We start from the raw sequence: 19,313 nt of genomic DNA on the forward strand, positions 1-19,313 counted from the left end.
AGTGTTTGAGTTTAATGGCCGAGATACACTTCGATGACTTTTGGATTGTGCTGAACCTGCTCCATTGAGCCTTCGGCGAGGATTTTCCCCAGGTGCAACACCGTGACGCGGTGGGCGATCCGGGATACGAACTCCATGTCGTGCTCGATGATGATAATCACGCGACCTTTGCTGATGCGGTTGAGCAAGGCGGCGGTCTGTTCGCGTTCCGCCGGGCTCATGCCCGCCACCGGCTCGTCGAGCATGATGAGCTGAGGCTCCTGCATGAGCAGCATGCCGATCTCCAGCCACTGTTTTTGCCCGTGACTTAAGATAGCACCTTCGGCGTCCAGCAGGTGATCGAGGTAAATCTCCTTGGCGACCTCATTGATCCGAGCGACCACATCGGCAGATCGCGAGAAGGCCAGACACCCCAACACGCCACGGCCCCGAGGGAAGGAAACCTCCAGGTTTTCATACACGGTGAGGTTTTCGTAGATGGAGGGAGTTTGAAACTTCCGCCCCACCCCTTCGCGCACAATCTCGTGTTCGGATAGCCCGATGAGCTCCTTGCCGTTGAATAGAACACTGCCGGCGGTGGGCTGGGTTTTTCCGCAAATCAGATCCAACACGGTGGTTTTACCGGCACCGTTGGGACCGATGATCACACGCAGTTCGTCTTTTTCCACGTAGAGGTTGAGCCCGTCGACGGCTTTGAACCCATCGAAGGAGACCGTGAGGTCTTCGATATAGAGGATAAATTCTTTTGGGTTACTCATGGTGTTTTGCTGGTTTCAGTTTCCAAGGCGACAGGAGCGATGACTTCGGTTGCGACAGCGACTGGCGCCTTGCGGCGGGCAGCAGACCAGCCGGAGAACTTTTCAGTTAAATTCTGCCAAATGCCGGCGATGCCATTGGGGAAAAGCACCACCACGGCGATGAACAGACCGCCCATCATGAACAGCCACAGCTGCGGGAAGTTTTCCGAGAAGAGACTCTTTCCCGTATTCACCAACAGGGCACCGTAAACCGCTCCGTAGAGTGACAGTTTTCCGCCCACCGCGGTGAAAATCACCATCTCGATCGAGGGTACGATGCCAACCAGTGAAGGCGAGATAAAGCCGACCTGGACGACGAAGAGCGCGCCACCGAGTCCGCTGAGCGCGGCAGCCAGGCTAAAGATGAAGATTTTGTAAGCGGACACGTCGTAGCCCGAGAAGCGGACCCGATCCTCGCGGTCGCGCATAGCGAGGAGAATCTTCCCCATTTTACCGGAGAGCATCCACTGCAGCAGGAGAATGACCCCGATTAACAGTACACACGTCGTGAAGTAGAGGACATATTGGGCGTGCTGCGAGCGGATGTCGTGGCCGAGAAGTGTGCGCAAATCGGTGATTCCATTGCGCCCACCGGTGAGGCCCTGATTACCATCGATGGCCAAGGAGATGATGAGAGCGATGGCCTGGGTGATAACCGCAAAGTAGACACCGCCGACGCGGCGTTTGAACATCGCAAGACCTATAAAGAAGGCCAGCAGAGCGGGAACTACGAAGACCGCAGCGGAGGCGAACGGGAAACTGTGAAACGGAACCCAGAACGAAGGGAGCGCCTTGAGCTGATTCCAGTCCATGAAATCAGGGATGCCCGGCGTGGACTGGATCTTGGTGCTGATCGGATCCGACGCCTCCAATTTGAGGAACATCGCCATACAGTAGCCTCCGAGTCCGAAGAAAACACCCTGACCGAGACTGAGCACACCGGCCTTGCCCCAGAGGAGAACCAAACCGACGCCAACAAAAGCGTAGGTGAGGTATTTACCCACCAAATTCAGCCGGAAAATATCCAGCGAAAGCGGCAGAATAACCAGCAGGATGAGACCGAGTACGAGCAAATTTCTCGCCCCGTGTTTACCTGCAAACAAACGATCAAATAAAATTTTCATTTTAGGTAGGTTACGAGCGCACCTTGTTAGCAAATAGCCCCTTGGGCCGAATCATCAGGATGATCACGATGGTCAGCAGCACCGCGACTTTACCCATGGTTCCCTCTAAAAAGAACTCGAAGATCGACTGGGCCTGGGCGATGCCGAAGGCCGATGCGATCGTGCCGGCCAGACTCGCCGTGCCACCAAAAACCACGACCAGGAACGTATCCACAATGTAACGCGATCCGCTGTCAGGCCCCGTTGAGCCAATTGTCGTAAATGCGGCTCCGGCTACACCGGCGATTCCACACCCCAGTGAAAAGGTCATGCGATCCACCCAGCGCGTATTGATGCCCACCGCACCACTCATGGAGCGGTTTTGCACGGTGGCGCGCATCCGTAGTCCAAGTCGCGAGCGGTACATGAACAACCAGACTCCACCGGTCAGGGCGAGCGTGAGGGCCATCACGAAGACGCCGTTGATGGGAATGTCGATTGATTCGGACGGCTTGAACGAACCCATCAGCCAATCGGGCAAGGTGGGCGTCACTTCGCGGGCACCAAAGATGGTGCGGAAGAGCTGCTGCATGATCAGGCTCAAGCCCCAAGTGGCCAGCAGCGTGTCGAGGGGGCGCTTATACAGGAAGCGGATGAGCGACCATTCGACGAACAACCCAGCTAATGCCGAGGCGAGGAAGGCGGCCACGATGGCGACCAAAAAGTAAATCGGAACTAGGGCAGGTGCGTAGGTGTGCGCCAGTTGAGAGCAGAGGTAAACGGTGTAGGCACCGAGGGCCATAAACTCGCCATGGGCGAGATTCACCACCCCCATCTGCCCGAAAATGATAGCGAGACCCAGAGCCATGAGCAGCAGCACGCTGAACAGGCTGAATCCGGCAAAACTCTGCATGGCCGTAATCGACCACAATTCGGAAGCGGTATATTGACCCATGTTACAAGAAATCGATTGGCTAAAAAAAGACTGAGAGGAAAACCCCGCCGACCACCGCTAAGCGGCAGGCGGGGTTGATTAACGACGTAACCGATGGCGGCTTATTGATAGCCCTTAGGGAACGGGTTGGGCTCAATCAGGCCGGACTCATAGAGGACCTTAACTTGACCATCCATCTTCCACTGGCCGATGCGCAGTTTGCTCCACAGGTGATGATTGGGGTGGAGTTTCACGTAACCTTCCGGCGCGGTGGTCAGCTCCAACTCAGGGGAGGCGGCGACAACTTTATCCACATCAAAGCTACCGGCTTTTTCGACAGCGGCCTTGTACAACCATGGCCCGAGATAACCGGCCTGGGTGACGTCACCGATGACCGATTTGTCGCCATACTTGGCCTTGAAGGCTTTGACGAAAGCGGCGTTGTTCGCGTTGTCGAGGGACTGGAAGTACTTCATCGCCGAGTAGAAACCAACGAGGTTCTCACCGCCAATGCCGAGGGCTTCATCCTCAGTGACCGAGATGGTGATCAGCGTGGTGTTTTCACCCGTGATACCAGCGGCCTTGAGCTGCTTGTAGAAGGAGACGTTACTGCCGCCAACGATGATGGCATAAATGACGTCCGGCTTCTTCAATTTGATCTTGTTGATCAAGGAACCGAACTGGGTGTGGCCGAGGGCGTAGAACTCTTCGCCGACAACTTTGCCGCCGAGAACGTTCTCGATGTGCTTGCGGGCGATTTTCGCGGACGTACGCGGCCAGATGTAGTCAGAGCCGATCAAATAAAAGGTCTTTGCGCCCTTTTCTTTGGCGATCCAATCCAAGCCGGCGAGGATCTGCTGAGTCGCCTCTTGGCCCGTATAAATCACGTTCTTGGACTGCTCCAAGCCTTCGTAGAAGGTCGGGTAGTAAAGGAGACCGTTCTCCTTTTCGAAGACGGGCAACACGGCTTTGCGGGACGCCGAGGTCCAGCAACCGAATACGGTGGCAACCTTGTCGTTAACGAGAAGTTTTTTGGCCTTCTCGGCGAAGGTGGGCCAATCGCTCGCACCGTCCTCAGGGATCACTTTGATCTGACGACCGAGGATGCCGCCCATGGCGTTGATTTGATCGATAGCCAGCTGTTCGGCCTGAATCGAACCGGTTTCACTGATCGCCATCGTGCCGGTGGCGGAGTGCAACTGGCCAACGGTCACCGTGGTATCGGTGACGGCCAGACCCGTTGTGTTAACTTTCGAGGTCGGATAGTCAGCCGCCTGCAGAGACAAACTAGCCGCCAACATCAGACCCGGCAGTGCACGCCGGAGCGTGTGGAGTGGAGCGAACGTTTTCAGTTGAGACGTATTCATGTGGTTATTCTGCTTTTTGTTATCCCGTGGAAGCGGGGGAAATGGGCTACTTCACCAAGGCCGAGGGCCTCAGCCCCTGACATGCGACCGGCAGTGCTGGAGTGGATTTACCGATACGCATGGGAGGGATTTAGCACAGGTTGTGCCAAGGCCCTAAAACGCGCCGATTACGCCATGCTGAAAATAATGCACAGCCCCATGACTCGAATTCATAACCCCACTACACGATATCTGGGGGGATGTCCCTGAATTGGACCTTTCTGTGCTACAGGCAGCGGACCGCAGCGCGCCATGAAGCCCTACATAGAAAGCCAATACCTGCATGTGTTCGTGACCTTGGCACGCACGCTGAACATGAGTGAGGCGGCCCGCGAACTCGGCCAGACGCCATCCGCGATCAGCCATGCACTTAAGGCGCTAGAAACCAATCTAGGGTGCCGCATTTTCGAGCGTAGCCCCAGACACATGAACCTTCTGCCTACGGGCCACACCCTGCTTCCCGAAGCGATTGCCGTTTTAGATCACCTGCGACTGCTGCGCGCCAACGTGGATGCCTTGACCGGGAAACAGGAATCACGGGTCAGGCTGAGCGCCAACACCGACATTTTAAACTTCCTGCTACCGGCGGTACTCAAAAAATTCCGGGGGCTTTATCCTGACTGCCCGGTGCAGATCGAAGGCCTCCCCACAACCAAAGGGTCGTCCCCTCTCACCGATGGCCAAGTCGATCTGGCGGTCCTGCTGGAGCCGGCAAGCAACCCGCAACTCGATATGACGCTGCTCGGTGCGGACGAATTGCGGCTGATCGTGAATTCCCGCCACGAGTGGGCATCTAAAAGCCGCGTCCCGCTTGGCGAGATCCTCGCTCGAAAGCCCCTGGTCACCGACTGCGGAGAATCCCACAAGTGGATCACGGATTACTTTAAAAATGAAACGCGGGGGACCCCATCGCGTTTTGAGTTTGAAAACGAGCAGGCGATTAAAGTCAGGCTTACCGACAACACCGGCATCGCCCTGCTGCCCTCATGGGCCGTGGCGGCACATCTAAAGGCGGGCAGCCTGACCCAGATTTCCCTGGGCCGGGTGCCACTTAAACGGCGGTGGATGCTGGCATGCAGGAAAGCCTACACGCTCAATCCCGCTGAAACCCTGTTTGTTAATCTGACCAAAGCGGCCATCCAGAAATGGGGAAATTGATACGGTGCGGGCTCGCACGTTAAGCGACCGCTTTGGGCCACGGCCAAAGCTGGAACTCGCCGAGGCTAGCAGCCCGTCGGACTGAAAAAAGCGGGTTCGGGCCAAGTCCCCGGCCCGCGCGCCAACTTTGAGTGTGGCGGATAGATTTTGGGGCCTAAAATACTCCTTCGGGCTGTGGCCCGTTGGATTAGGGCGGTTAATCAATGGCGCGTCCGGATTTTTTTGGTGTTTGAGGGTTGGTTTTCCTGCGTTGGCGAGGTTAGGCCGGCCGCAGTTTGGCGTTGAGGCGATGAAGACGCTTAAAGTTGTAGGCCAGGCACACCAGCTCCCATTCGAGGGATACTTTTTCCAGTCCGCGCATTAAAAAACGTCGGAAGCCGAGCGCCTCTTTTATAATACCAAAAATCGGTTCAATGGTTTCTTGCCGTAGTTTATATAACGCTCGTCCGGCGGCCGTAGCGGTGCGGTGGATCATGCGTTCGGCGAAGCTCGCCTCGGGGCCCGGTTGCGGCGGGTCTTCGTGCTGTTCGAGTTGGGCGATCGTGCGGCCATGCGGCTCCCGTTTCATCGCTGCATATACAGTTACGCCCGTTGTGGTTGCGTCCGGTGCGGACTCGGCCTTTGTCACCGCCGCTTCACTCACAAAACCACTGTCAATCAGTACGTTCGCCACCTCAATATGTTGCGCGATGGCCGCCAGGTTTGGCTCAAGCTGCTGTTTATCATTGGGCGCATTACAGACCCGCGCACCGACGATCAGGCGCGAGTCGGTGTCGGCCCCGGCTTGTGCATTATAACACTGCTGGAAGCCGTTGCCCGTTTTCATAATCCGGCTGACTTCATCGGTCAGGTTGACCTGGTCTTTCGTGCCCGGAGTGGGGTCGGGCTGAACGGGAACTGGGCCACGCGGTTTTTTACCCGTGTCGGCTTCGGACGCGGAGCGTTTTGCCATTTTAGCTTCATACTCAGCTTGTTCCGCCTGAAACCGCAGATGCGCCCGGGCCTCGATTTCCGCCTTGGCCTTGGCCAACGTCGCCTTGCGCTCCTCGCGCCGCTGGATCTCTGCGGGGATCGTCAACCCGTCTTGCAGCGGGATCGCGTCCGCAGCGTCGGCTTTGCGCAACAGTTCAGCGATTTCCAGATCAAGGACTTCCATCGTCTTAACCGCATGGGCATAACTCACCGCCGAGTGCTTGCTGGCGTTGGCAAGTATTTTGGTGCCATCGACGGCCACCGTGACGTTGCCGATCTTTAACACTCCGCACGCCGCAGACATCTGAAGTAATTGAGCAAAAGCTTTTTGCACCAATTTCCGGTTCTCCCGGCGGAACGTGCAAATCGTATCGTGGTCGGGGTGCGTGTCGGCACAGAGCAGGCGCACTGCCACGTTTTCATAGGTCGTGCGCTCAATTTGGCGGCTGGAAAAAACTCCCGTCGCGTAACTGTAAGTCAGTAAACTCAGGAGCATCGACGGCGGGTATTGCGCACTGCCGCTCCCACGCTGATTTACGGACACCGAACTGACGTCGATCAAGTCAACCGCATCGATGACAAAATGCACCAAGTGATCCGGCTTCACCCAATCCCGCAGGTCGGGCGGCAGCAGTAACGGAGTGCGCCGATCAATTATAACGAACTTGGTTGCCATGGAACTACTTAGTTACGCTTTTAATTGGTAGTCAATATAAAACAAATATTTAATGCGTTTATTTTTCCAAGTCCGACAGGCTCCTAGGGTAAGCAAACACGACCATAGCGGCCGCCAAAACTCCTCGATATGACGCTGGGTAAACCGACGGAAGAAGTCGCGCACCGTGTCGTCGCCCGGGAATCGCGGGATGCCGAGCAGCGCATGCAAGGCCCTGTCCCCGCGCAACCAATCGACATGCGCAAAGCGACTGGCCCCGGTCACCACTGCGAAGAGAAACGCCGTCAAGGTATGCTCCAACGGGATACCGTTGGGGGAAGTCAGCGCCGGGAACGGCATGGCCTGCGCCACGCGGGCCCCGAAGCCGATCTGCTGCAAATAAACGATGAAGCTGCACAACCCTCCGAAAGGCGTCACTGCCTTGGCGGTTTCGTCCACGACCACTTTCGCGCCCCCAAACAATGGGGTGACTGGAGTGGCGTCTGTTTTGTGGGCATCTGTGGTTGTGGTTTTTGTCATTCAACCACCCTACAATGAAGCGCTTTCGTGATTCCACTCCTGACTCAACTTCGGAGTTCAGGTTAAAAGATCCCGCTGCCGAGCAACGTACCACCCAGGAAAAGAAGCACCCCGTGACGCGCACCCTGGTGGCGCGCGAGTTGAGCGCGGAAAGCGCCTGCTTCCCCCTGGTGGCGCAAGCCGCGAGAACCTGCCGAAAACGCCACGGCAAGCCCACCGAGACCGTGGCGCTGATCACCAGTCGCCCCGCCGCCGAGTTGACTCCCGCCCAATGGCTGGAGGTCAACCTTGCGCACTGGGGAATCGAAACCGGTTTGCATGCCCACCTCGACGCCTCGCGCCAGGATGATCGCTGCCGATTACGCCGCCCGAACGCGGTTTGTATCCACGGTATGTTCAACCGCTGGGCCAATAGCCTTTTCATGCACTGGCGCGGCCAACGCCCCCAAAAACATCACCTTTATACCTCCGACTTTCTCGCTCACATGTCAGAAAATCATGACCGTCGCGCGCTCCGCGCCCTTACCTCGCTAAACTTCCCGCTATGAATCGGCGCTGAGTCATCCCGTCCCCTTCATTTAGGGATCGATTGGGACGGGTTAATGGTTTTGCTCGGTCCAGCTTCATGCGCAACCCGACCTCAGCCCGCTTGCTTGGCATCCATTTCTTTACCGGCTCCGTCGCGGTAGCCGTCGAGCGGGTCATCGACCAGTCCAACGCCTTTCAGCGCACTACCTCGGGCGCCCCCCCGCGCACTCCCGCAGCGGTACTCGCCGGCACCCATGAGCAGCGCGGAAGCGCTGTAGCCGGCGCCGCCGTACTGACCGCCCCCAGCGGCACCGAGGGCGCGTTCCCCTCGATGCTCGTCGTCGCCCCATCCGCGCCAGGCTTGGCGGCCGATTTGGTCAAATCCGCCTCCTATCGCGAGGCCCTGACCACGGCCGACCTGGCCATCACCGATTCCGGCTTCATGGTCCTGCTCTGGCGCGCGTTTACGGGTGTAAAGCTCCCGCGGCTCTCCGGGCTTAAATTCATGGTCGCCGTGCTCGCCCGGCCCGAACTCAAGCAGCCGGGTGCCGTCTTTTGGGTAATGCCCTCGTCCGAGGAGGATCAACGCAATCGCGCTTGGCTCGTCAGCAAGGGTTTTCCCGTGACTGAGGCCGACGTTTACCTCGCCCCGCACTATCCACTCGGGGCCATTCAGGATGCCGAGTTGCTTCGCCGCATCGAGGCGCGCAAACCGCGTGTCGTGATGCTAGCAATCGGTGGCGGCGTCCAGGAGCGACTCGGGCTGATGTTGCGAGCCCAACTCCAGGTGCCGACATCCATCCTCTGCCTCGGTGCAGCCATCGCGTTTCTCTCCGGAGGACAGGCCAATATCCCGCCTTGGGCCGACCGCATGGTGCTTGGCTGGCTACTACGTTTGGCGTCCAACCCGCGTAAATTCTGGCGGCGTTACTGGGAGGCGCTCGCGTTGGTTTCGCTGCTGTGGCGGCACCGCGACCGCCTGCCGCCGTTGGCTGCGCCGAAGCGCGCCCGCTAAACGGCCATCGTCAGTCCGCAAACCAACGCAAGGCCGCCACCAAACCAGCGTTGGGCAGTCAGCAAATCCGCTCCGGCCGAATTAACCTGTGCAGGTAACAATCAGGAAAACCGTGGATTCCTCCTTGATGTATTGATTAAACGACTAACTGTCAGCCGCCTCATTGTTCCCGCTCCCGCACCACGCCCGCCCAAACTCACCAGCCCGCTCCCTCACTTCCCGCATGCAACGCCTCGTTCTCAAAGACCTGCCCCGCTACGAGTGCCTGGTGGCGGCGTCCAAGCAGTTCCCCGACCTCAATCCCTCGGCTTGCGAGGCGTTCATGCACCTGATTCGGGCCAGCGACGAGGTTTGTCGGGTGATGAACGGGCATTTTGCCGCACACGATATCACCCAGGGGCGTTTTTTGGTGATGATGCTCTTGCTGGAGAAAAAGGACACCGAGTGCCCGCGCCCCAGCACGCCGGCCGCGTTGGCCGAGCTCGCCTCCGTCTCACGCGCCACCATCACGGGCCTGCTCGACACCCTCGAACGCGACGGCTTTGTCCGCCGCGAGCCCGATGCGGCCGACCGCCGCCAAATCTCGGTCTACCTCACCCCGGCGGGCCAGTCCTTCATGCACGGCCTACTGCCCACCCACTTTCAGCTCATCAACGGCCTGATGGGCAACTTGAACGAGGCGGAGCGCAAAACCCTCGTTAACCTGCTCCACAAAATCGTCGAGCGCACCAACCCCGATTCTCCCGCCGGCGACCCCGCCCCACGCTGAACCGCAGCCCCGCCCCCACCCTTTCGAATTAGCCTTAACCGCCACTCAATTTCCACAAAACCATGATCAAGAAAATCGCCTTCACCTGCCTGGCTCTGCTGCTCGTTCTCGGCGCCATCGCCGGCGTCAAAGCCCTGCAGATCCGCGCCCTCATCGCCTCCGGCAAAACCATGGTGCCGCCACCCGATGCCGTGACCACCGCCGTCGTCCGCGCGGAGACCTGGGAGACCACCCTCAACGCGATCGGCTCATTCGCCGCCGTGCAGGGCGTGACGCTGAGCGCCGAAGTCGCCGGCACCGTCAGCAAGATCGACTTCGAATCCGGTGCCAGCGTCGCCGCCGGCGCCGTGCTCGTCGAACTCGACACCTCGGTCGAGCAGGCCCAACTGCGCTCCGCCGAGGCCACCGCCGAACTCGCCCGTCTTAACCTCACCCGTGCCCGTGAACTGCGCCTGCAGAACACCAATTCGCAAGCCGACCTCGACTCCGCCGACGCCCAGGCCAAACAGGCCGCCGCCCAGGCCGATAACCTCCGCGCGATCCTCGCCAAAAAACTCATCGCCGCCCCCTTCACCGGTCGAGCCGGCATCCGTTTGGTTAACGTCGGCCAATTCCTCCCCGTGGGCACTCCGATCGTTTCGATTCAGGCGCTCGACCCGATTTTCCTCAATCTGTCCCTGCCGCAGCAGCAACTCGGGCAAGTCTCCGAGGGACTGACCGCTCGCGTCGTCACCGACGCCTATCCCGGCCAGCTTTTTGAAGGCAAGGTCACCGCGATCAACCCCGACCTCGATCCCACCACCCGCAGCGTGAAGCTCCAGGTCACCCTGCCCAACGCCGATTCGCGCCTGCGCCCGGGCATGTTTGGCACCGTTTCGATCGTGCTGCCGGTGACCGCGCCGGTCATCATTATCCCCGCCACCGCCGTGCTGTATGCGCCCTACGGCGACACGGTTTTTGTCGTCGAAGAGAAGAAAAACGAGGCCACCGGCGAAACCCAGCAAGTCGTGCGCCAGCAGTTCGTGCGCTTGGGCACGGCGCGCGGCGACTTCGTGGCTGTAACCTCCGGCCTCAAAGTCGGCGACACCGTGGTGAGCGCGGGCGTTTTCAAACTGCGCAACGGCTCGACGGTTTCCGTCAAAAACGAGTTCGCCCCCAACGCCCAGCTCGCCCCCAAGCCTTCCGATTCCTGATCAACCGCATCGCTTGGCAGGCGCTTAACCGCCCCACCCGGCCACCACCATGAAATCTTTTACCGACATCTTCATCCGCAAGCCCGTGCTGGCGATCGTGATCAACCTGGTGATCATCATCGCCGGTTTGCAGGCCTATCGTTCGCTCAACGTGCGCCAGTATCCGCGCAGCGAGAACGCCTCGGTCACCGTCACCACCGCCTACGTGGGCGCGAGCGCCGAGCTGGTGCGCGGGTTCATCACCACGCCGCTGGAGCGCGCCATCGCCGAGTGCGACGGCATCGACTACGTCCAGTCCAACAGCGCCCAGAGCGTTTCCACGATCACCGCCCGCCTGAAACTCAACTACGACGCCAACAAGGCGCTCTCCGAGATTAGCAGCAAGGTGAACAAGGTCCGAGGCGACCTGCCGCCCGAGGCCGAGTTGCCCGTCATTAACATCATCTCGGCCGACAGCCAATTCGCCGCCGCCTACCTCAACTTCCGCTCGGACGTCCTCCAGCAAAACGAGATCACCGACTACTTGGTGCGCGTGGTGCAGCCACGCTTGACTGCCGTGCCCGGCGTGCAACGCGCCGAGGTGCTCGGCGCGCGCACCTTTGCCATGCGCATCTGGCTCAAACCCGAGCGCATGGCCGCCCTCAACCTCAGCCCAGCGCAGGTCCGCTCCGCGCTGGCAAAAAACAATTACCTAGCCGCCGTCGGCCAGACCAAGGGCGCACTCATACAGGTCAATCTCACTGCCAACACCGACCTGCGTTCGGTCGAGGAATTCAAACAACTCGTTGTATTGGAATCGGGGGGTACCATCGTGCGCTTGCAGGACATCGCCGACGTCGTCCTCGGCGCCGAGGACTACGAAACCGAGGTGCGCTTCTCCGGTCAGACCGCCGTGTTCATGGGCATTTTTGTGCTGCCCAACGCCAACTCGATCGACGTGATCAAACGCATCCGCACCGAGATGGTCGGCATAGCCAAAGACCTGCCCACCGGCTTGGAAAACCGCGTCGCCTACGACTCCACCGCCTACATCAACGACGCCATTCACGACGTGGTCAAAACCCTCGTGGAAACCCTCTTAATTGTCGTCATCGTCATCTTCCTGTTCCTCGGCTCATTCCGCTCGGTGCTCGTGCCGGTGGTGGCCATTCCGGTGTCACTGATTGGCGCGATTTTTCTTATGCAGGCCTTCGGCTTCACCATCAACTTGCTGACCCTCCTCGCGGTGGTGCTGGCGGTCGGTCTGGTGGTCGACGACGCCATCGTGGTAGTGGAAAACGTCGAACGTCACATCGGCGAGGGTAAAACCCCGCTCGATGCCGCGCTGCTCGGCGCACGCGAATTGGTCGGCCCGGTCATCGCCATGACCATCACCTTGGCGGCGGTTTACGCCCCCATCGGCCTGCAAGGTGGTCTCACCGGCGCGTTGTTCCGTGAGTTCGCCTTCACCCTAGCCGGCGCCGTCACGATCTCCGGCGTGGTTGCGCTGACCCTTTCGCCGATGATGTCGGCCAAATTGCTCACCGCCGACATCGAGCACCAGGGTTTGCCGGCCAAGATCAACGCCGGTTTTGAGCACCTCAAACGCGGTTACGCCCGCCTGCTCGACGGCACGCTGGGCAACCGCCCCTACGTTTATGCGGTGTGGATTTTCGTGAGTTTGCTCGCGCTGCCGCTGTTTAAAATGTCGCCCACCGAACTGGCCCCGGCTGAGGACCAAGGCGTTATTTTCGGCATCATGAACACCGGTGCCAACAACACCCTCGACCAAACCAGCCTCTACGCCGCCGCCGCCGGAAAAGAGTTCCGCAGCCTACCCGAGACCGACTTCACCTTCCAAATCACCCGGCCGACCTCCGGCTTCGGCGGCCTCGTGGTAAAACCCTGGACCGAGCGCGACCGCAGCGTGTTTAAGATGATCCCCGAGGTGCAGCAAAAGCTGGGTGCCGTTCCCGGCATCCAGATGTTTGCGGTGACCCCGCCCGCGCTGCCAGGCGGCGGCCAATTCCCGGTCGAGTTCTACATCGCCTCCACCGCGCCCAGCGACCAAGTGCTCACCTTCGCCCAGGAGCTGCAAAAGCGCGCCATCGCCAGCAAGAAGTTCGCCTTCCCGCCGATTATCGACGTCAAGGTGGACCAACCCCAGTCCGAGATCGTGATCGACCGTGACAAGGTCGCCGCGCTCGGCCTGAACCTCACCCAAATCGGTGCCGACGTGAGCGCGGCGGTGGGCGGCAACTTTGTTAACCGCTTCAACATCGACGGTCGCAGTTACAAAGTGATCCCGCAGATCAAACGCGTTGACCGGCTCACCGCCGAGCAGATCAAGGATCTCCACGTGACCGGCCCGGGCGGAAAACTCATCCCGCTGAGCACGGTGGCCGAGATCAAAAACAGCACGGTGCCGCGCACGCTCAACCGCTTCCAGCAGCTCAACGCCGTGTCGCTGTCCGGAGTGTGCATCGTGCCGCTCGACGAGGCGCTGCGCTTCCTCGAAGACGAGGCCGCCAAGATCCTGCCCAAGGGCTATGTCATCGACTACACGGGCGAGTCCCGCCAACTGCGCGCCGAGGGCAACAAGTTCCTGCCCTCGCTCGGTCTGGCCGTGGTGCTGATTTTCCTCGTGCTGGCCGCGCAGTTTAACTCCTTCCGCGACCCGTTCGTGATCCTGTTCGGCTCGGTGCCGCTGGCGATGTTTGGCGCGTTGCTCTTCACCTTCCTAAAAATGCCCAACCCTAACTTGCCGTTCTGGACCGACGGCTGGACCACCACGATGAACATCTACGCCCAGATCGGCCTGGTGACCCTGGTCGGTTTGGTTGCCAAAAACGGCATCCTGATCGTCGAGTTTGCCAACCAGCTGCAAGCCCAGGGCCGCAGCAAATTACAAGCGGTGCGCGAGTCGTCGATCACCCGTTTGCGCCCCATCCTGATGACTTCGGTGGCGACCGTGGTCGGTCACTTCCCGCTGACCTTGGTGAGCGGCCCGGGCGCATCGGCGCGTAACTCAATAGGCCTGGTGCTGGTCGGCGGTATGACCATCGGCACGCTGTTCACGTTGTTCATCGTGCCCTCGCTCTACGTCCTGCTCGCCAAAGACCACAAAGCCAAGCCCTCCATCCCACCCGCTCCGGGCGTGCAGCCGCAGCCCGTTCCCGCCAAGTAATTCATCCTTTCGAACTCGTCCCATGAAAAGCTCCTCGTTCCTCGCGCTTCTAGCTCCCGCCGCTCTGTTGATCGGCGGCACGGCCCAGTTAGACGCTCAGCCGGCGGCCGCACCGGTTGAGACCGTTAGCCCAGCGCCCGACGTCCCCCCACGCCTCGATCTGCGCAACGCCATCGCCTACGCACTGGAGAACAATTACTCCATTCAACAGGCCCGCGAGCGCATCAAGGAGCAGGAAGGCCTAATCGTTGAAGTGAAGGCCAAGACCATTCCCCAACTCGGCCTGGGCAGTTCGTATAAGAAAAAGGATCAGGAGCTCGTCCAAGGTGGTGGCAGCGACCAGGACTGGAGCATCGCGCTCGAAGCCCGCCAGGTGCTCTACGCCGGCGGCGGCATCTCGGCGGCGCTCGAAGCCCAAAAGGTCAGCCGCGAAGCGGCCCTGCTCGACCTCAAAGCCACGATTAACAACGCGCTGCTGGAGGTGCGCACCCGTTACTACGACGTGCTGCTGGCCCGTGAGCAGATCACGGTGCAGGAGCAGAACGTCCAACTACTCCGCCAGCAGTTGCAGAACGCCAAAAACCGTTTCGAGGCAGGCACCATTTCCAACTTTGAGGTTCTCCGCGCCGAGGTGGAATTGGCCAACGCCCAGCCCGAGTTCATCAAGGCGCGCAACCGCAAGCGCACCTCGGTCGACCAACTCCGCCAAGCCATCGGCTACACCAACACCACGCCGGAAAACCTACACAAAACCCCCGAGTTTTTGGGCACCTTGGACTTCCAGCCCGTGAGCTATGATTTGCAAAAATCCCTCGACGCCGCGCGCACCAACCGCCCCGACCTACTGCGGCTCGATCGTCTGGCCAAGGCCCGTGAGGCCGGCGTGCGTATCGAGCAGGCCGGTAACCGCCCGACGGTCGACCTGATCGGCGGCTACCAGGTGGTTAAAAAAATAAGCTCGAACAGTTTTAACGACTCGCCCGAAGGCTGGGTTGTCGGCGTGCAGTCGAACTGGGCGATTTTTGACGGCCGGGCCACGGCGGGCAAAGTCGCACAGGCGCGCTCCCGCCTGCGCCAGTCGCAGTTGAGCGCGCGCGAGCAAGAGCTCGCCGTCGAGGTCCAGGTGCGCACCGCGCTGTCCTCGTTACAGGAAGCCGCCGAGTTGGCCGAAGCCGCCCAGAAGGTCGTCGCCCAAGCCGAGGAGTCGCTGCGCCTGGCTGATGCGCGCTATGCAGCCGGCAGCGCCACCCAGCTCGACGTGTTGCAGGCCCGCGTCTCGCTGACCCAGTCGCGCACCAACCAGTTGGCGGCCAATTACAGTTACAACGTTGCCCTGGCCACCGTGCGCCGCGCCCTCGGCGAACCCGACGCCTACGCGCCGGAAGCAGCCCAGTGAACATCAGGCCCACCCCGGAAACCGGCGGTGGGCTGGGTAGGCCGTCAGGTGAATATCCCTGCTCGAAAGTAGGCCGATCCGACGTAGTGCGGTGCTTCAGCCCGCAGGTTTGCAGCGACAAGTTTTGCTATACCAATAGCTTAAACGAATGGGGCTATTTTTAACGCAAAGTCGCCGAGGCGCAAAGTTCGCAAAGCATTAAAAAGGAGTGATTTCCTTGCGCTTCTTCGCGTCCTTGTGCCTTTGCGTTAAAGCCTAAAATCGAAACGTGTAGGGTGTAACTCTGTTTTTATTGCCCGAACCCTGAAGTTTTAACCGCTGATGAGCACTGATTAACACTGATGAAATCGGTGGCAAAGAACCCTCTGCCTTAACCCGATTCGATTCCTACTTGGTTTGTTACGGAAGGACTGAAAAAGGGGTCGGGACGTTACATGGATACAAGATGAAGGCGAGGACTGAAAAAGGGGTCGGGACGTTACATGGATACAAGATGAAGGCGAAAGAGTTTAACCTTGAGGGAGTGAGGGTTGGGAAACCCAAGGGTTCCTGCGAGCCAAGCGTAGGGAGCGCCGGAGGCATGGAGTTTAGCTGCGATGGCCAGGCGCCAGATTTGGTCGCAAGCCTGCGGGGGCAGAGGAGTCAGATCGTTGATGGATTTGCCCTCGGTGGTGAGCGCGTCGTCGAGTACGGCCAGCCAGCGGGCCTCTCGCAGGGCGCCGGCTTCGGATTGGGCCAGACCAATCAGCGAAGTGTTTTTCAATTCCTTGGCCAGGGCCCGCTTCCAGCCGGTTGTGCCAATAGCCCAGCCTCGGCAGAATTGATCAAATCCGAGGCGTTTTTGTTCGGCCTCATCCCCCGCCAAAGTCTGCAAACGCTGCACATACTGCGCCCAGCTGGCGACGGTATCGGGCAAATCCCACTGGCCGAGCAACAAATCGGCGATCAAGCCGGGAGGGCGATTCCCGTCCACAAACCGGCGCAAACTGCTCCAGCGAAACCCATCCAAGTCAGCTACCGATATGAGTTTGGCCCTCACAGGGTTGAGGTGAATGTAATCCACGACCCGCGCCAAGGCGGCACTGTTTTCGATGCGCAGGGCCTGAAACCGGCCCTGAAACACATGTCCGCATTCGGACCGAAACCGATTAAAGCGCGTGGCGTAGGTGCATTCGAGCCAATGCATACCAGCGGAAAGATTGGCCATGGGAGTCTCCACGGCCAAGTGGAAGTGATTGGGCATAAGGGTATAGCCATGCAAGTGCCACTCGAACCGGCGGAGGGTGGACCAGAGCGTTTGTTCAAAGGCCGAGGCCGCTCCGACGGAATTAAAAACAGGGTGCCGGTAGTTCCCCCGATTGATGACGTGGTACAATCCCCCGGCCTCTTCCAATCTTAATTTCCTTGGCATCAGGCACCACTACCCAATCGCATGAAAAACGCAAAGTTGCAGCCATGTATCCATGTAACGTCCCGACCCCTTTTTCGGTCCTTCCATGTAACGTCCCGACCCCTTTTTCGGTCTCCTTTTTCGGTCCTGCGCGACAGGCCGCGGGCGTAGTTGGTCAGGGTGACGTTGTATTTGGAGGAGCTCATGAGAAGGAAGATGACAGAGGTCAGAGGACAGATGGCAGAGGTCGGTTTTCGGAGGGGTTACACAGCGACGGACGGGAGGTCGGATGAGGGCACGGAGGACGGAATCGGATTTCGGATCGAGAGAACGAGTAGAAGTAGGAGAACGAGAACGATTGATGAGGTTAGCCGGCGGGGGTGTAGGTGGCGGTGCAGAGGGAGGCTTCGATGAGTTCACCGGTCACTCCGGCTTCGAGGGCCACGCCTACAATGATTCGGGGGAATTCGTTGTCGTGGGCCATGACGCGGCCGTCGTTGGTGAGTTGTAACCGGCTGCCGATGTAAGCCTCGCCAGCGAGTTTCACGCGGACGGTGCCAGCGAGCCCGCCGGGGATCGCCACGGTGACGCGTTCGTTGGTTTTGCCGCCGATAAGCAGGAGTCCGAGGGGCGTATCAAGACCGCTATCCATCAAGGCGACGGCGGTGTTGCTGCTCATGCGGACAAATTGGCCTTCTTTGCCGGTGAGGTCGTCGTCAGCAAAAATGGAAATAATGGCGTTGGAGCGGGCGAGGTGCATGGGGATGAGCTATGAGCTTGGAGACGGGATTAGGTGAGGGATTGGGGGGTGATGAGGATGGCTTCGACGAGTTCGTCGGTGACGCCGGTTTCGAGGGCTTGGGCAACCAGGGTGCGGGCGCCGGTGCCGGCGTCGGTTTGAACGCGGCCGTCGGCGGTCGTTTGCAGGTACGCGCCGATGGTCGAAACGGTTCCGGCGAGTTTGACGCGGACGGTGCCAGCGAGCCCGCCGGCGCCGAGGGCGACGGTGACGCGTTCGGCGGCTTTGCCGTCACAAAGGAGGACGCCCAGGGGTTTGACGGTGGCCGAGCTGATGAGGGCGGCTTTGCCAGCGGTGAGGACGATGAAGCGGCCAACGTAGCCGGTGAGGTCGGCGTTGGCCTCGAAGGAGAGGATGGCGTTGGAGCGGGCGAGAGCGGTTTTCATGGGGAGCGAGCTGGGAGCTAAGAGCTAGGAGCTGAGCGCTGAGTTAGCGGAAGAGGTCGGGGCTTTCGGCTTTGGCCTTGGCGTAGATCGTCTGGAAATCGGCGCTGGGGTGGGCAGCGCGGATGGCGGCCAGTTTCTGTTCTTGGCGGGTGATCTGGCTGGCGGGCGTGGTGGTGTCGTCGGTGCCGGTGGTGAGGCGGACGAGGACGGGGTTGATCGTGAGCGATTCGAGGGCTTTCACCGCTTTGGTTTCGTCGCGCAGGAGCGCATCGACCCAGAAACCGCGGGTGTCGGTGTCCTTGGCGGGTAGGCGGCCGGCGCGGACAGCGGCGTCAACGTGGGCCTCGGCGCGGTGGCGAGCCTGCGTCGCCATGAGTAATTGGAGGCTGGCGAGTTCGCTTTTGATCGCGGTGGCGTGGCGGGTGAGCTGGGCAACGAGGTCGGCTTCGTCGGTGGCGGAGGCATCGACGAGCGAAAGAGAACGGAGGGTGGCGATGAGGTTTTGCATGGGCATCGCTTCGGGCGTGGTGTCAACCGGTGCGGCGGCGAACAGGGGGGCGATGCGCTTGAACGCGGCGCGATTGACCAGGCCGCCCATGTTGATTTCGGAGCCAGTGACGTGACCGGCGGCGTCGAGGTGGAAGGTCGGGGAAAAGCGGCGGAAGGTGCGGCCTTCGACGGACTTTTTGCCGGCTTCGGACCAGTCGAGGCGGGCGCGAACGCCGCCGGTCTGCGGTTCGTCACCGGCCCAGTAAAATTCAGTCGGCCAGGCGGAGGCTTCGCGGTCCTCGTGGTTGAAATCGAAAAAGGGCCGGTCTTCGCGGCCTTCGGCGGCGGCGGTGAGTTTACCGGCGAGGAAGGTTTGCAGGACGGCAGCGGTGGCGGCGTTCACTGCCACTTCTACCGAGACGGGTTTGCCGCCCTGGGACGCCCGGATGCGGTGGCGGCCGGGCGGCATGTATTGGATGTCGGTGGGGAGCGCGGCGCCTTCGGTCAGGGCGTTGGCGAAGGCGGCGTGTAACGGTGCGGTTTTGTTATTGGTGGCGAGGTCCATGCCATCGCCAAAGTGTCAACGGGTACGATCCGACAAGGCAGGTATCACAGAG

At 60.1% G+C, this 19,313-nt stretch carries 17 protein-coding genes; 7 read left to right on the plus strand and 10 right to left on the minus strand.

The window, feature by feature from the left end; all coding sequences use genetic code 11:
• Positions 1-11: 11 nt before the first annotated feature.
• The 4 genes from urtD to urtA all read right to left on the minus strand — a co-directional run bounded on the left by urtD (position 12) and on the right by urtA (position 4,135).
• Positions 12-758 carry an urea ABC transporter ATP-binding protein UrtD gene (urtD, locus tag H2170_04260; protein MCS6299299.1) on the minus strand — a complete coding sequence of 249 codons (747 nt, stop codon included), beginning with the start codon at positions 756-758 and terminating at the stop codon, positions 12-14.
• Positions 755-1,921, minus strand: coding sequence for an urea ABC transporter permease subunit UrtC (urtC, locus tag H2170_04265; GenBank protein MCS6299300.1), 1,167 nt, complete (start codon positions 1,919-1,921; stop codon positions 755-757). Before urtC ends, urtD begins: the two co-directional genes overlap by 4 nt.
• Before the next feature lie 10 nt (positions 1,922-1,931).
• Positions 1,932-2,855 (minus strand): urea ABC transporter permease subunit UrtB, encoded by a 924-nt coding sequence (gene urtB, locus H2170_04270; protein MCS6299301.1) that lies wholly within the window; start codon positions 2,853-2,855, stop codon positions 1,932-1,934.
• Positions 2,856-2,956: 101 nt separating this feature from the next.
• A complete protein-coding gene (urtA, locus tag H2170_04275) occupies positions 2,957-4,135 on the minus strand; it encodes an urea ABC transporter substrate-binding protein (protein ID MCS6299302.1) in 1,179 nt (392 codons plus the stop codon).
• Positions 4,136-4,492: 357 nt separating this feature from the next.
• Between urtA and H2170_04280 the strand changes: the two genes are divergently transcribed.
• Positions 4,493-5,398 (plus strand): LysR family transcriptional regulator, encoded by a 906-nt coding sequence (locus H2170_04280; protein MCS6299303.1) that lies wholly within the window; start codon positions 4,493-4,495, stop codon positions 5,396-5,398.
• A gap of 259 nt (positions 5,399-5,657) precedes the next feature.
• On the opposite strand, the gene H2170_04285 is transcribed toward H2170_04280, so the two are convergent.
• Both H2170_04285 and H2170_04290 read right to left on the minus strand, forming a co-directional pair.
• A complete protein-coding gene (locus tag H2170_04285) occupies positions 5,658-7,046 on the minus strand; it encodes a transposase (protein MCS6299304.1) in 1,389 nt (462 codons plus the stop codon).
• A gap of 12 nt (positions 7,047-7,058) precedes the next feature.
• Positions 7,059-7,565: a hypothetical protein gene (locus H2170_04290; GenBank protein MCS6299305.1), complete on the minus strand. Its 507-nt coding sequence runs from the start codon at positions 7,563-7,565 to the stop codon at positions 7,059-7,061.
• 14 nt (positions 7,566-7,579) lie between these two features.
• Here H2170_04290 and H2170_04295 point away from each other — a divergent pair, with 14 nt between their 5' ends.
• The 6 genes from H2170_04295 to H2170_04320 all read left to right on the plus strand — a co-directional run bounded on the left by H2170_04295 (position 7,580) and on the right by H2170_04320 (position 15,632).
• Complete coding sequence (locus H2170_04295; protein ID MCS6299306.1) at positions 7,580-8,113, plus strand: hypothetical protein; 534 nt, start codon at positions 7,580-7,582, stop codon at positions 8,111-8,113.
• A gap of 77 nt (positions 8,114-8,190) precedes the next feature.
• Positions 8,191-9,108, plus strand: a complete 918-nt coding sequence (locus H2170_04300; GenBank protein MCS6299307.1) for a WecB/TagA/CpsF family glycosyltransferase — start codon at positions 8,191-8,193, stop codon at positions 9,106-9,108.
• Between the two features lie 223 nt (positions 9,109-9,331).
• The gene (locus H2170_04305) at positions 9,332-9,877 is read left to right on the plus strand and encodes a MarR family transcriptional regulator (protein ID MCS6299308.1); all 546 of its coding nucleotides are present in this window, start codon (positions 9,332-9,334) and stop codon (positions 9,875-9,877) included.
• A gap of 62 nt (positions 9,878-9,939) precedes the next feature.
• A complete protein-coding gene (locus H2170_04310) occupies positions 9,940-11,070 on the plus strand; it encodes an efflux RND transporter periplasmic adaptor subunit (GenBank protein MCS6299309.1) in 1,131 nt (376 codons plus the stop codon).
• Positions 11,071-11,119: 49 nt separating this feature from the next.
• Positions 11,120-14,236, plus strand: a complete 3,117-nt coding sequence (locus tag H2170_04315) for an efflux RND transporter permease subunit (protein MCS6299310.1) — start codon at positions 11,120-11,122, stop codon at positions 14,234-14,236.
• A 22-nt stretch (positions 14,237-14,258) separates the two neighbouring features.
• Positions 14,259-15,632, plus strand: coding sequence for a TolC family protein (locus H2170_04320; GenBank protein MCS6299311.1), 1,374 nt, complete (start codon positions 14,259-14,261; stop codon positions 15,630-15,632).
• A gap of 478 nt (positions 15,633-16,110) precedes the next feature.
• On the opposite strand, the gene H2170_04325 is transcribed toward H2170_04320, so the two are convergent.
• From H2170_04325 to H2170_04340, 4 genes are all read right to left on the minus strand, one after another.
• Positions 16,111-17,043, minus strand: a complete 933-nt coding sequence (locus H2170_04325) for a transposase (protein MCS6299312.1) — start codon at positions 17,041-17,043, stop codon at positions 16,111-16,113.
• Between the two features lie 346 nt (positions 17,044-17,389).
• Positions 17,390-17,782, minus strand: coding sequence for a hypothetical protein (locus H2170_04330; protein ID MCS6299313.1), 393 nt, complete (start codon positions 17,780-17,782; stop codon positions 17,390-17,392).
• A gap of 29 nt (positions 17,783-17,811) precedes the next feature.
• Positions 17,812-18,207 (minus strand): hypothetical protein, encoded by a 396-nt coding sequence (locus tag H2170_04335; GenBank protein MCS6299314.1) that lies wholly within the window; start codon positions 18,205-18,207, stop codon positions 17,812-17,814.
• Positions 18,208-18,250: 43 nt separating this feature from the next.
• The gene (locus H2170_04340) at positions 18,251-19,261 is read right to left on the minus strand and encodes a hypothetical protein (GenBank protein MCS6299315.1); all 1,011 of its coding nucleotides are present in this window, start codon (positions 19,259-19,261) and stop codon (positions 18,251-18,253) included.
• Positions 19,262-19,313 lie beyond the last annotated feature (52 nt).

This window comes from Opitutus sp. (assembly GCA_024998815.1).
In the GTDB taxonomy this organism is placed as follows: domain Bacteria; phylum Verrucomicrobiota; class Verrucomicrobiia; order Opitutales; family Opitutaceae; genus Rariglobus.